12 protein-coding genes are annotated in these 12,726 nt (G+C 67.8%); 9 read left to right on the top strand and 3 right to left on the bottom strand.

The annotated features are described in order from the left end of the window. The first annotated feature begins 87 nt into the window (after window positions 1-87). The 4 genes from AC57BR_RS06400 to AC57BR_RS06385 all read left to right on the top strand — a co-directional run bounded on the left by AC57BR_RS06400 (window position 88) and on the right by AC57BR_RS06385 (window position 4,347). Window positions 88-1,026: an aldose 1-epimerase family protein gene (locus AC57BR_RS06400; RefSeq protein ID WP_496359029.1), complete on the top strand. Its 939-nt coding sequence runs from the start codon at window positions 88-90 to the stop codon at window positions 1,024-1,026. Between the two features lie 82 nt (window positions 1,027-1,108). After that, on the top strand, window positions 1,109-2,491 hold the full coding sequence (locus tag AC57BR_RS06395; RefSeq protein WP_496358938.1) for an AI-2E family transporter: 1,383 nt from the start codon (window positions 1,109-1,111) through the stop codon (window positions 2,489-2,491). A gap of 3 nt (window positions 2,492-2,494) precedes the next feature. Then, the gene (gene ilvA / locus AC57BR_RS06390; protein ID WP_003798029.1) at window positions 2,495-3,733 is read left to right on the top strand and encodes a threonine ammonia-lyase; all 1,239 of its coding nucleotides are present in this window, start codon (window positions 2,495-2,497) and stop codon (window positions 3,731-3,733) included. A gap of 8 nt (window positions 3,734-3,741) precedes the next feature. Beyond that, window positions 3,742-4,347, top strand: coding sequence for a rhomboid family intramembrane serine protease (locus AC57BR_RS06385; RefSeq protein WP_496358937.1), 606 nt, complete (start codon window positions 3,742-3,744; stop codon window positions 4,345-4,347). A gap of 144 nt (window positions 4,348-4,491) precedes the next feature. On the opposite strand, the gene greA is transcribed toward AC57BR_RS06385, so the two are convergent. Together greA and AC57BR_RS06375 are read right to left on the bottom strand one after the other, a co-directional pair. Continuing rightward, window positions 4,492-4,986, bottom strand: a complete 495-nt coding sequence (gene greA / locus AC57BR_RS06380) for a transcription elongation factor GreA (RefSeq protein WP_306921693.1) — start codon at window positions 4,984-4,986, stop codon at window positions 4,492-4,494. Between the two features lie 193 nt (window positions 4,987-5,179). Continuing rightward, window positions 5,180-5,650, bottom strand: coding sequence for a DUF4307 domain-containing protein (locus AC57BR_RS06375; RefSeq protein WP_496358936.1), 471 nt, complete (start codon window positions 5,648-5,650; stop codon window positions 5,180-5,182). 99 nt (window positions 5,651-5,749) lie between these two features. On the opposite strand from AC57BR_RS06375, the gene mca reads away from it, so the two are divergent. From mca to AC57BR_RS06360, 3 genes are all read left to right on the top strand, one after another. After that, entirely contained in the window at window positions 5,750-6,655 is a 906-nt protein-coding gene (mca, locus tag AC57BR_RS06370; RefSeq protein WP_496358935.1) for a mycothiol conjugate amidase Mca, read from the top strand. Window positions 6,656-6,802: 147 nt separating this feature from the next. Continuing rightward, the gene (locus tag AC57BR_RS06365) at window positions 6,803-7,081 is read left to right on the top strand and encodes a hypothetical protein (RefSeq protein WP_387099803.1); all 279 of its coding nucleotides are present in this window, start codon (window positions 6,803-6,805) and stop codon (window positions 7,079-7,081) included. Between the two features lie 90 nt (window positions 7,082-7,171). Next, window positions 7,172-9,259: a thioredoxin domain-containing protein gene (locus AC57BR_RS06360; protein WP_496358934.1), complete on the top strand. Its 2,088-nt coding sequence runs from the start codon at window positions 7,172-7,174 to the stop codon at window positions 9,257-9,259. Here AC57BR_RS06360 and trhA read toward each other — a convergent pair. Beyond that, window positions 9,240-9,902: a PAQR family membrane homeostasis protein TrhA gene (gene trhA, locus AC57BR_RS06355; protein WP_496359028.1), complete on the bottom strand. Its 663-nt coding sequence runs from the start codon at window positions 9,900-9,902 to the stop codon at window positions 9,240-9,242. The two genes, AC57BR_RS06360 and trhA, sit on opposite strands and share 20 nt — an antisense overlap. Before the next feature lie 310 nt (window positions 9,903-10,212). Between trhA and AC57BR_RS06350 the strand changes: the two genes are divergently transcribed. Both AC57BR_RS06350 and phoH2 read left to right on the top strand, forming a co-directional pair. After that, a complete protein-coding gene (locus AC57BR_RS06350) occupies window positions 10,213-10,974 on the top strand; it encodes an isoprenyl transferase (protein ID WP_043417634.1) in 762 nt (253 codons plus the stop codon). A 268-nt stretch (window positions 10,975-11,242) separates the two neighbouring features. After that, window positions 11,243-12,679, top strand: a complete 1,437-nt coding sequence (gene phoH2, locus AC57BR_RS06345) for an RNA 5'-3' helicase PhoH2 (RefSeq protein ID WP_496358933.1) — start codon at window positions 11,243-11,245, stop codon at window positions 12,677-12,679. Window positions 12,680-12,726 lie beyond the last annotated feature (47 nt).

Genomic DNA, 12,726 nt, shown 5'->3' with positions numbered 1-12,726 from the left:
GGAGTAGTGAGTGCGTTGTACGGTAGGTCCATGACTTCCGGCGCGACTTCCGAAACCAGCCATTCCTCCACGGCCGGCCATGCCCCGATGGCCAGTGATTCCCGCACGGTGCCGAGGCGCTACGCCACGGGCAGGCAGTACGAGCTCAGGCGGGGCGACGCGCTCGCCGTGGTCACTGAGCTCGCTGCCGGGCTTCGGTGGTACAGCCGCGGGGACGTCCAGCTGACGGAGTCCTATGGGGATTCCGACATTCCGCCCGGCGCCACGGGCATCACCCTGGCGCCCTGGGCGAACAGGGTGGAGGACGGCGTCTGGCACCTGAACGGCAAGAAGCAGCAGCTGGACATCACCGAGGTTTCCAAAAACAACGCAAGCCACGGGCTCCTGCGCAATACGGCGTACTCCCTCGTCGCTGAATCCGAGTTTGCCGTGACGCTCGAGGCGCCGGTGTTCCCCCAGCACGGCTATCCCTTCCTGGTGCGGCACCGCGTTGAGTACTCCCTGGCCGAGGATCTGGGCCTGGAGGTGCGGCAAACACTGGTCAACGATTCCGGGGCCGAGGCGCCGTTCGTGCTGGGGGCGCACCCGTACCTCCGGATCGGCGACGTTCCCTCCGAGGAACTCACGCTGACGGTGGATGCCGCAACGCGGCTGGTGGCCGACGCGCGGCTCATCCCGCGCAGCTCCGAACCCGTGTCGGCGGACAGCGACCTGCGGCGGGGGAGGACGGTGGGGGACCTGGATCTCGACGCCGCCTTGACGGATCTGGCGTTCGACGGCGGGATCGCCCGCCACACGCTGACCGCGCCGGACGGCCGCAGCGTCAGCCTGTGGCAGGACGAGACCTGCCCCTTCGTCCACGTGTTTGTCAGCCGCATCTACCCGGGCCGGACCGCGGCTGTGGCACTGGAACCGATGACAGGGCCTGCGAATGCCTTTAACTCGGGGGACAGCCTCCGCTGGCTTGCGCCCGGGGACTCGTTCACCATCACCTGGGGCATCCGCGCTGACCTGGCCGGGGCCTGACCAGGCAGTATCCGGCCCTGGTAGTGCACAGCCGGGCCGTGGCGCGTTTCCCATAGCACGGCGGCTAGGGAAGTATTGGGCTATGACGCCAGCAAAGGACGCCACACCAGAGGACGCAGCCAGCACGGGCGCCAGCGCGACAGGCAGCGCCAGCGCCACAGGCAGGCCCAGCACAACAAGCCCCGCACGGCCCTTCGGGCGCCTGGAACCTCGGCGTATCCGGACCGACCGTGACATCGAACAGGACATTCCCTACGGGGTGCGCATTGCGGCGGCATGGGCCTGGCGGCTGGGCTTGATCCTGTTGATCACCGGCGCCCTGGTCTGGCTGCTGGCCAAGGTCAGCTTCCTGATCATTCCCGTCATGGTGGCTGCGCTGCTGGCCGGCCTGCTGAGCCCAGTGGTGCGGTGGCTGCGGGAGTCGCGCGTCCCCAACGGGGCCGCCGTCGCGATCACGGTCCTGGGCTTCATCGGACTCATCGCCGGTTCCCTGGCCCTCGTGGGCCGGCAGCTGGCCCTCGGTTTCCAGGAGTTGTGGAGCGAGGCGCTGACCGGCGTCCAGCAGGTCCAGGACTGGCTGGCCGAGGGGCCGCTGCACCTGACCGCGGCCCAGATCGACCAGTACATCCAGGAGGCCACGGCCGCGCTGCAGAACAACAGCAGCAGCATCCTCAGCGGCGCCCTGTCCTTCGGGAGCACTGCCGGTCACTTCGCGGCGGGACTGGTCCTGGCTCTGTTCATCCTGATCTTCTTCCTCCTGGAAGGCAGCCGCATCTGGTCCTTCCTGGTCCGGCTCCTGCCGCGGCAGGCGCGGATCCCCGCCGACGGCGCCGGCCGGCGCGGGTGGACCTCCATGGTGAGCTATGCGCGGATCCAGCTGTTCGTGGCCTTCGTGGACGCCGTGGGCATCGGCGCCGGCGCGGCGATCATCAGTGTCCCGCTGGCCCTGCCGCTGGGCGTGCTGGTATTCATCGGTTCCTTCATCCCCGTGGTCGGTGCGCTGGTGACGGGCGTCATCGCGGTGCTGCTCGCCCTGGTGGCCAACGGTCCGGTCAATGCCCTGATCATGCTGGGCATCGTGCTGCTGGTGCAGCAGCTGGAAAGCCACATCCTTCAGCCCCTGGTCATGGGCAAGGCCGTTGCCCTGCATCCGGTGGCCGTGATCCTGTCCGTTGCCGCGGGATCTTACCTCGCCGGCATCCCCGGGGCGCTGTTCTCGGTCCCCATCCTGGCCGTAGCAAACTCGGCGATTCGGTATATTGCTGCCAGAACGTGGGAACATGAACTTGTGCCGGCTGCCGCGGGTACCGCAGACCTGGCCTCTGCTGATGAGGACAACACCTTCAGGGAAGTCCGGCTGCCGGGCTCGCAGTCCGGCCACGGCAACCCCGCCGGCACTGCACACGGCGCCCCGGGCGGCAACGCTGCCCCCGGTGCCGACGTCGAATCACCCAAAGGAGAATAGTTCGTGAACACCCCCGAAAGCCTTCCCGTCACGCTGGACGATGTCCTTGAGGCGCAGAAGCTGCTGGACGGGATTATTGCGCGGACCCCGGTGGAGTCCTCCCGGGCACTGGGCGCCATGGTGGGCGGCGAGGTCTACTTCAAGTGCGAGAACCTGCAGCGCGCCGGCTCCTTCAAGGTCCGCGGAGCCTACGTGCGGATGGCGCGCCTCTCCGAATCGGACAAGAAGCGCGGCGTGGTGGCGGCCTCCGCCGGCAACCACGCGCAGGGCGTGGCCGTCGCCGCCAAGAGCCTGGGCATCAAGGCCCGGATCTACATGCCGCTCGGCGTGGCACTGCCCAAGCTCGCAGCCACGCGCAGCCACGGCGCCGAGGTGGTCCTGCACGGTCACAACGTGGATGAGGCCCTTGCCGAGGCCCAGCGGTATGCCGACGACACCGGAGCCGTCTTCGTCCACCCCTTCGACAACGTGGACGTTGTGGCCGGCCAGGGCACGCTGGGCCTGGAGATCCTCGAACAGGTACCCAACGTCGACACCATCCTGATGGGGGTCGGCGGCGGAGGCCTGCTCGCCGGAGTCGCGGTGGCCGTCAAGGCCCGCGCGAAGGAACTCGGCCGCGAAATCCGCATCATTGGTGTCCAGGCAGAAAACGCGGCCGCCTACCCGCCGTCATTGGCAGCGGACGCCCTGGTGCCGCTCAAGAAGGTGTCCACCATGGCCGACGGCATCGCCGTGGGCCGGCCCGGGCAACTGCCCTTCAGCATCATCCGCGAACTCGTGGACGATGTGGTTACCGTCAGCGAAGACTCGCTGGCGCGGGCCCTGATCTTCCTGCTGGAACGCGCCAAGATGGTGGTGGAGCCCGCCGGTGCCGTGGGCGTGGCTGCCCTCATGGACGGCAAGATCGAGAACCCGGGAACCACCGCCGTCGTCCTGTCCGGCGGCAACATCGACCCCATGCTGATGCTGAAGGTGATCCAGCGCGGCCTTTCCGCGGCCGGCCGCTACATGACCGTGCGGATGATGCTCGATGACCGCCCCGGCTCGCTGGCCACCATCGCCCGCATCATCGCCGAGAACGACGCCAACGTGACAGGCCTGGACCACACGCGCGTGGGCGGCTCCATCAGCATGGGCGACGTCTCCATCACGGTGAATCTTGAAACCAAGGGCCACGAGCACGGCGAGCAGGTCCTCGGCGCCCTGCGCGCGGAGGGCTTCCAGCCAATCGTGGTGCACTAGGAGCGGCCATGCTGGACAGCCAGGGAGAGGCGCCGGCCACCAGGGAAACGGCCGCCGCCCGTGCCAAGGGCGGACTGCTGGTGGTGGGATCCTTCGTGATGCTGCTCTTCGCCATCGAGATGCTCAACACGGTGCTGCTGCACTCGCTGAACGGCGTCTTCGGTCTCCGGCCCAGAAGCGCCGACGGCATCCTTGACGTCTTCACGTTCCCGCTGCTGCACGCCAACCTCAACCACGTGCTGTCCAATGCGCTGCCGCTGATCATCTTCGGGTTCCTGGTGTTCCTGTCCGGGATCCGGGTGTTCCTCACGGCCGTTGCCTGCAGCTGGCTGGGCTCCGGGCTGGCCGTCTGGCTGTTTGGTGCCGGCGGGGTCACCGTGGGTTCGTCCGGCCTGGTCTTCGGTCTTTTCGCGTTTCTCCTGGTGCGCGGGTTTTTCAACCGCAGCTGGTGGCAGATCCTGCTGTCGGTAGTGCTGTTCCTGGCCTACGGCAGCATCCTTTTCGGAATCATTCCGAATGTGGCAGGGTATGTGTCCTGGCAGGCCCACCTCGGCGGCGCCGCAGGCGGCGTCCTTGCCGCCGTCGTGCTGCGGGCACGGGCGTCCCGCCGCTAAGCCGTAGGCGGCGTCAGCGGCGTTGGCGGCGAACGGCCACCAAGGCAGTTTAAGACTAAGGCGATTTAAAGCACGACGCCGGCCGTCCCCGGAGTGGGGGAGACCGGCGTCGTGCGTTTGCTGCGACCGCGGACGGATGCGGTGTTAGCCCGAGTAGGGTTTGGCGGAAATGATCTCCACGGGGATGTCCTTGCCGTTGGGGGCGGTGTAGCTAAGCTTGTCGCCCTCCTTGTGGCCCATGATCGTGGCACCCAGCGGGGACTTCTCGCTGAAGACATCCAGATCGGAGTCGCCGGCGATTTCGCGGGAACCGAGCAGGAAGGTCTCCTCGTCACCGGCGATGCGGGCGACGACGATCATGCCCGGCTCAACGATTCCGTCGTCAGCCGGTGCCTCGCCTACGTGCGCGTCGCGGAGCAGGACGGTCAGCTGGCGGATGCGCGCCTCGATCTTGCCCTGCTCTTCCTTCGCAGCGTGGTAACCGCCGTTCTCCTTGAGGTCTCCCTCCTGACGGGCAGCGTCGATTTTCTGGACGATTTCCGCACGGCCGGGGCCGGAAAGGTGGTCCAGCTCTGCCTTCAGGCGGTCAAAAGCTTCCTGGGTAAGCCAAGCTGCAGGCGCGCTGTTAGTGGTAGACACGGACTTCTCCTCTAGTGGGTGTACAAGCGGTCTTACAAACAAAGACCCCGCCACGGTGGCCACCTGTGGAACTCAGTAACCATCTCAGCGGGGTAAAGGTATTGATCCATTGTAGTCAATCCTGTGGAGTAAACCCAACAACCAAGCGGCGTGGGTCACATGGCTTCTTCCGCTGCCCGGTTTCCTGTAGGACCTAGGAAGCCGCGGGTTTCGGAATCCAGCAGTTGTCCACGACGCCCGAGACGGCCTGGGATTCGGTGCGAAGGACAACACGCTGGGCCAGGGTGCGCCCGCCGTCGGCGCTCTGGCCCTGCGCCGCCTGCTCCACCGGCGGAATGTCGACCACCTTCCAGCCGACAACTGCGAACTTGGAATCGAGGGCCTTGATGGCGCACTTGACCGCCGTGCCGGGTTCCCTCGTCACCTGGAAGTCCACCTCAGCCTGCGTGGCGTCCGTGGTCCGGTAGCCGATGTCTTTGAACGTCACCGACGCCGTGGCATTGGACGTGGAGACCCAGGCCAGAAAGCCCATCCCGATTGCCAGGGCAACGATAACCGCCCAGCGCCTGGCCGTTCGGGACAGCCTGCGCTTTGGACGGCCATAGCGATTGGCTAGGCTAATGTCTGCAGGCTGGGCAATGCCCGACTTGTCCTCGGTAGTCACCCTTCCAGTTTAGTGGCGATCCCCCGGGGGAAATATCCGGCTCAGCATTGCAGCCAGTCCCAGGAGAACCAGTCCCAGGAGAAAGAGGAGCAGTCCCAGATGACAGCGTCCACCAGCCAGTCGTCCACGCTTCGCCTGCTGACAGTCCACGCCCACCCGGATGACGAGTCCAGCAAGGGCGCAGCCACCATGGCCATGTATGCCGCGGCCGGTGTGGACGTTATGGTCGCGACCTGCACGGACGGCTCGCGCGGTGACATCCAGAACCCGGCCATGGAGGCCGAACCCCATCCGAAGCGCGACATGGCAGGCGCCCGCCGGCTCGAAATGAACGAGGCCGCCCGGCTGCTGGGCATCCGGCACCGCTGGCTGGGCTTCGTGGACTCCGGGTTGCCCGAGGGCGATCCGCTCCCGCCACTGCCGGCCGGGTGCTTCGCGCTGCAGCCCCTGGAGCGGGCGGCGGCCCCACTCGTCCGGCTGGTCCGGGACTTCAAGCCGCACGTCATCGTCAGCTATGACGAAAACGGCGGCTACCCGCATCCGGACCACATCATGGCGCACCGGGTTGCGGTGGAGGCATTCGACGCCGCAGGCGACCCTGAGCGGTATCCGGGCACCGGCGAGGCCTGGGAGCCGAGCAAGCTCTACTACGACCGCGCCTTCAGCCCGGAACGCTTCCGTGCCCTGCACTTTGCGCTGGAGGAAGCCGGGCTCCAGTCGCCCTATGCCCAGCGCCTTGCCGCCTGGCTTGAGGCCGACGCCGAAGGGCACACCCCGCCGCCGCCCACGCACGAAACCACCACCCAGGTGGACTGTGGCGATTTCTTCGAGGCCCGTGACGACGCCCTCCGCGCCCACCGGACCCAGGTGGACCCGCTGGGCTTCTTCTTCGCCGTGTCGGCGGAGATGCAGGCGCGCGTCTGGCCCTGGGAAGACTACACGCTGGTCCAATCCAAGGTGGCCTCTGAGCTGCCGGAAAAGGACCTCTTCGCGGGGCTAAGATAGAGACAAGAGACATTTTCTATCCCGCGTAGAAGACCCCGCGCAGAAGACCGTGCGGCGGCCGGAACGGCCCCGGCCGGGCGCGTACCAACGGGCCGGACGTCAGCCCATGCGGCGCACGGCGGCCCCAGCCTTGAGAAGGTTTGAACAGTGCACCATTTGCTCATCGCCCTGGCATCATCCCCGGCACCCTCGCCGTCGCTGCGCCCCGGCCTGTCCCAGGACCAGGTCACCCCCGGCCTGCTGGGATTCCTGCTGACCGCCTTCATCGTGGTGCTCACCGCCCTGCTCATCGTGGACATGGTGCGCCGCATCCGCCGCGTGCGGTACCGCGCCCAGGTGGAGGAGGAACGCCAGGCTGCCGCCGAGGCGGCTGACATTGCCCGCGACGATGCCGCCAACGGCAATGCAGGCCGCGCCGACACCTGACCCCGGAACGGGGCAGCCCGAACCAGGGCAGAGCGCAATGCCCTCGGCGCGGAACCCTCTGCCTACCTGCGCCAGCACGCCGGCAACCCGGTGCACTGGCAGCCGTTCGGGGACGCCGCCTTTGCACAGGCTGCGTCCCGGGACGTCCCCGTGTTCCTGTCCATCGGCTACGCCGCCTGCCACTGGTGCCACGTCATGGCCCGCGAATCCTTCGAGGACCAGGCCACCGCTGACTACCTGAACGGCCATTTCGTTGCAGTCAAGGTGGACCGTGAGGAACGTCCCGACGTCGATTCCGTCTACATGGCCGCCACGCAGGCCATCAGCGGCGAGGGCGGCTGGCCCATGTCCGTCTTCCTGACCCCAGGGGGCCTGGCCTTCCACGCCGGCACCTACTTCCCGCCATGGCCCATGCCTGGCCGTCCCTCCTTCCGCCAGGTCCTCGAGGCCGTGCATGAGGCCTGGACGGAACGCCGTGACGCCGTGGAGGAGAATGCCCGCTCCCTGGCGCAGAACATGGGCCAGGTGCAGCTCGCGGCGGCCGTGGACGTGTCCCGCCCGCCGGAACTGCTCGACGCCGGACTGCTGCCGGCCGCCGTACGCTCCCTGGCCGGGTCCGAAGACCCAGACGACGGCGGGTTCGGCACCGCCCCCAAGTTCCCGCCGTCGGCCGTTCTGGAGTTCCTTATCCGGCACGCCGCGGTGCCCTCGGAAACTGCCGCAGAGGCCCGGGAGATGGCCGGGCGCACCCTCGCGGCGATGGCCCGCTCGGCGCTGTTCGACCAGCTCGACGGCGGCTTCGCCAGATACTCGGTGACGCGCGACTGGTCCGTTCCGCACTTCGAGAAGATGCTCTACGACAACGCCCAGCTGCTGCGCGTCTACGTGCACTGGCTCAGGCTGGGCGGAACGGCCGGGTTCCCGGCAGCCGAGGCCGCGGACATCGCGTCGCGGACCGCCGACTGGCTGCTCTCCGCGCTCGGGCTGCCCGACGGCGGACTGGCGTCCTCGCTGGACGCCGACTCCGTGGTGGACGGCGAGCACCACGAAGGGGCGAGCTATCTCTGGACCCCCGATGAACTGGAGCAGGTGCTCGGCGCCGAGGACGCCGCCGCCGTCGCCTGGATGATGAACGTCGGCACCCGGGGAACCGTCTCGGAGCTCGGCTCGCCGCTGCACCCGGGCCGGGCGCTGGACGGTGACGAGGCGCAGCTGTGGTCGCAGGTGAGGCCCCGCCTTCAGGAAACCAGGGCGCGCCGGCCGCAGCCCGAGCGCGACGAGAAGGTGGTGGCGGGCTGGAACGGACTCGCCGTGGCCGCACTCGCGGAGGCCGGGGCAGTATTGGGCCGGCCGGACCTCGTGGCGGCAGCCGGCCGGATCGCCGGCCACTTGGAACGGGTCCACTGGCGGGCGGACACGGGGCAGCCGGAGACGGGGCAGCCGGAGACAGGGGAGCTGGAGACAGGGGAGCTGGTCCGCGTGTCGCATGGCGGCGCTGCCCGGGGGATCGGCGGCCTGCTTGAGGACTATGCGTTCTGCGCGGACGGCTTCCTGTCGCTGTACTCGGCCACGGGCGATCCGCGCTGGTACGCGCTGGCCGAGGCGCTGATCCAGGCGGCGCGCACCCGCTTCGTGGACTCCGGGAGGCTCGCCGACTCGGCCGGGGAATCGGAGCAGGTAGTCAGCGCCCAGGGCGGAAAGCCGGGCCTGGAGCCCTTTGACGACGCCACGCCCAGCGGCGCGGCTGCCTTTGCCGGCGTCCTGCTGAGCCATGCCGCCCTGTCCGGCTCGGCGGAACACCGGATCATGGCCGGAAACATCCTGGCACTGGTGCCCCCGCTCGCAACGCGGGCACCGCGCGTGGCGGGCTGGCTGCTGGCCACGGCGCAGGCCGCGCTGGCGGGGCCGCTGGAGGCCGCCGTCGTCGGACCTGCCGGTCCCGAACGGGACGCCCTCCACCGCGCGCTGCTGCTGTCCCCGAGCCCGGGGCTGGTGGTGGCAGTAGGGGAAGCTGAGTCGGACGACGGCGGGACGCCGGCCGGAGTACCGCTGCTGCGGCAGAGGCCGGCCGGGCCCGGCGGTGCGCCGCTCGTCTACGTTTGCCGCAGCATGGTCTGCGACCGGCCGGTGGCGACTGTTGAGGAGGCGCTGGAACGCGTCAGCTCAGCACTGCAATGAGGATGGCCGCGAAGTGCGCGGCGAAGGCCAGCACCGTGAAGGCGTGGAACAGTTCGTGGAAGCCGAAATGCCGGTAGCTGAAGTTGGGCTTCTTAAGGGCGTAGAACACGGCCCCGGCGATGTAGAGCGCCCCGCCCACGCAGATGAGCAGGGCCGCCGGCACGCTCGCCGCGAAGAATTCGGGCAAGTAGAACAGGGACCCGCAGCCGAGACCGATGTAGATGGGCACGTACAGCCAGCGCGGTGCGTCGGTCCAGAGCAGCCGGAACAGGACACCCAGGATCGCGGCGGACCAGATCAGCCAGAGCAGGATTACCGCTGTGGGCCTGTCCAGCAGGCTCCATGCGAGAGGCGTGTAACTGCCGGCGATCACCAGCATGATGTTGGTGTGGTCCAGCCGTTTGAGGACGCGTTTGACGCCGGGGGACCAGTTGCCGCGGTGGTACACGGCGCTGACGCCGAACAGCAGCACGCCGGTGAGGGCGTAGATGGCCGACGTGATTTTGCGGTCCGGAGTGGGAGCCACCGCAACCAGGACGATCCCGGCCGCCAGTGCCAGCGGCGCGGTGGCTGTGTGGATCCATCCCCGCCACCTGGGCTTGATGGTCAGCAGTTCCGCAATGCGGGCGGCGGCGTCGTCCATGACCGTGGGCTCTGTCTCCGGGGCCTTCGGCTCCGTTGAATTGGGCTCGGAGGCTTTCGGTTCCGGTGCTTTCGGCTCCGTTGATTTGGGGTCGGGGGCGCCCGGTCCGCCGTCCGGGGCGTTGCTTTTCATGCCTTCCAGAATAATCTACGGTTCGGTAAGTTACCTGCCGGTAACAGTGCGTCCGCGGCATGGAGGGCAGCTCCGCCGCCGGGGGTCCGGCCCGCCGCCTGCACGCGGCCGCCGCCTCCGGGCGGTAGCCTAGGACTTGCACAAAAGTCGTACAGCAGGAAGTCAGGTGAGTCTCCGGATGGAATGGCCCGGGTTCCTCTATGGCTTCTATGAGCGGAAGCTTCTGCGCTCCCTGGAGCCGGAACGGATCCCCCGGCACATCGGCGTCATGGTGGACGGGAACCGGCGCTGGGCCCGGCAGTTCAATGCCCCGACCAGCCAGGGCCACCAGGCCGGCGCGGACAAGATCCATGAGTTCCTCGGATGGTGCCAGGAGCTGGGCGTCCGGGTGGTCACCCTCTACATGCTCTCCACGGACAACATGAGCCGTTCCGGCGAGGAACTTGACCTGCTCATGGGCATCATCGCCAACACGCTGGACCGGCTCGACGAGGACGCCGACATTTCGGTCCACGCCATGGGGGCCCCGGAACTGCTCCCGGACTACCTGGCGGACCGGCTGACCAAGCTCACGGCCAGGACGCCGGTGCGCGAGAAACTCCACGTGAACGTGGCCGTCGGCTATGGCGGCCGGCGCGAGATCGTGGACGCGGTACGCGAGCTGCTGCACGACGCCGTGGCGCACAAGGCGGACATCAGCGAACTCGCCGACTCCCTGAGTGTGGAGGATATCTCCCGCTTTCTCTACACCCGCGGCCAGCCCGATCCGGACCTTGTGATCAGGACCTCCGGCGAGCAGCGGCTCTCAGGCTTCCTGATGTGGCAGAGCGCCTACAGCGAGTTTTACTTCTGCGAGGCCCTCTGGCCGGCCTTCCGGAAGGTGGACTTCCTTCGCGCCCTGCGCGACTACGCAGGCAGGCAGCGCCGCTTCGGCTCCTAGCCTTCTCGGCGTCTGTTGGCCGCCCCTGGGCCGCCGCCGTTCACGCCGAATTCACACAGCGGCAACAGGAATCGCCGGAAGAAGCCTTTGGAAATTAGTTCGGGGCGATTTACGTTAAACCCATCAGCAGGCAAACCGCCGGCTGATCGGGGAGGCCAGTACATGGAGCGATTCTTCGCACCGGTTGTATGGGAGGCCGGATCCGGCCTCGTGGCCGAGCCGCCTCACCAATAACAATTCCGGGCATGTGCCTGGGGCTGGAGTCGATGTGGCTATTTCTGAACAACTGCCCGACGTCATCACGGACAAGGGTGAGAAGGCTACCTCTCGCGCCAAGCGAGCCAATTCAAAGACCGGTGCGGACACGAAAGACGCCGCAGCCGGTCTTGCTGTTTCCGGCCCACGGACTGAATCCCAGCCAGCAGTCTCCACTTTCGTCATCGATACCTCCGTGCTGCTCTCCGACCCCCGCGCCCTGCTGCGGTTTGCGGAGCACGAAGTCATTGTGCCGATCGTGGTGATCACCGAACTTGAAGGGAAGCGGCATGACCCCGAACTCGGCTACTTCGCACGGAAGGCGCTCCGGCTCCTTGATGACCTTCGCATCCAGCACGGCGGGCTGAACCGGCCCATCCCGCTGGGCGACGCCGGCGGTACGCTCATGATCGAGATGAACCATATCTCGGCCGAAGTCCTGCCGGCCGGATTCCGCGCCGGGGACAACGACAGCCGCATCCTCGCCGTCGCCAAGAACCTTTCCAACGAGGGGCGCAACGTCACCGTGGTGTCCAAGGACCTCCCCATGCGGGTCAAGGCGTCGGCCATGGGCCTGCTGGCCGATGAATACCGCAACGAGCTCGTCAAGGATTCCGGGTGGACCGGCGTCGCCGAGATCGATGCGAGCGACGAGGAGATCTCCACGCTGTATGGCCACGAGCCGGTCTTCATCCCGGCGGCTGCCGAAATGCCGGTCAACACCGGCCTTGTGGTGCTCAGCAGCCGGGGGTCGGCCCTGGGCCGCGTCGGTGCCGATAAGCAGGTCCGCCTGGTCAAGGGGGACCGCGATATTTTCGGCCTCCACGGGCGCTCCGCGGAGCAGCGGCTCGCCATCGACCTGCTGATGGACCCCGCGGTGGGCATCGTGTCCATGGGCGGCCGTGCGGGCACCGGCAAGTCGGCGCTGGCCCTGTGCGCCGGCCTGGAAGCGGTACTGGAACGCCGCGAGCACCGCAAGGTGATCGTGTTCCGCCCGCTCTTCGCCGTGGGCGGGCAGGAGCTCGGCTACCTGCCGGGTTCCGAGCAGGAAAAGATGAACCCCTGGGCGCAGGCGGTCTTCGACACCCTGGGCGCTCTCGTGAGCCAGGAAGTCGTGGAGGAAGTCATGGACCGCGGCATGCTGGAGGTCATGCCGCTGACCCACATCCGCGGACGCTCCCTGCACGACGCCTTCGTGATCGTGGACGAGGCCCAGTCGCTCGAAAAGAACGTTCTGCTCACCGTCATGAGCCGGATCGGGCAGAACTCGAAGATCGTCCTCACCCACGACGTTGCCCAGCGCGACAACCTCCGGGTAGGACGGCATGACGGCATCGCAGCCGTCGTCGAAACCCTGAAGGGCCACCCGCTCTTCGGCCACATCACCCTCACCCGGTCCGAACGTTCGCCTATTGCGGCGCTCGTCACGGACCTGCTCGAAGGGGCGTAATTTACACGGGGCGCCGGGGCTGCATTCCGCGGCAACGGCGCCCCGCC

The sequence above is a fragment of the Arthrobacter sp. BGA-UO-ETr-C19 genome (genome assembly GCF_059568005.1).
The sequence above is the reverse complement of the archived record's forward strand: the minus strand, read 5'-3'. Positions and strand labels throughout refer to the sequence as shown.

Coding starts and splice junctions, on each gene's coding strand:
- AC57BR_RS06385 (WP_496358937.1), top strand. CDS start 3,742: ATGCTGGACAGCCAGGGAGAGGCGCCGGCCACCAGGGAAACGGCCGCC.
- AC57BR_RS06395 (WP_496358938.1), top strand. CDS start 1,109: ATGACGCCAGCAAAGGACGCCACACCAGAGGACGCAGCCAGCACGGGC.
- trhA (WP_496359028.1), bottom strand. CDS start 9,902: ATGGACGACGCCGCCGCCCGCATTGCGGAACTGCTGACCATCAAGCCC.
- mca (WP_496358935.1), top strand. CDS start 5,750: ATGACAGCGTCCACCAGCCAGTCGTCCACGCTTCGCCTGCTGACAGTC.
- AC57BR_RS06350 (WP_043417634.1), top strand. CDS start 10,213: ATGGAATGGCCCGGGTTCCTCTATGGCTTCTATGAGCGGAAGCTTCTG.
- AC57BR_RS06400 (WP_496359029.1), top strand. CDS start 88: ATGGCCAGTGATTCCCGCACGGTGCCGAGGCGCTACGCCACGGGCAGG.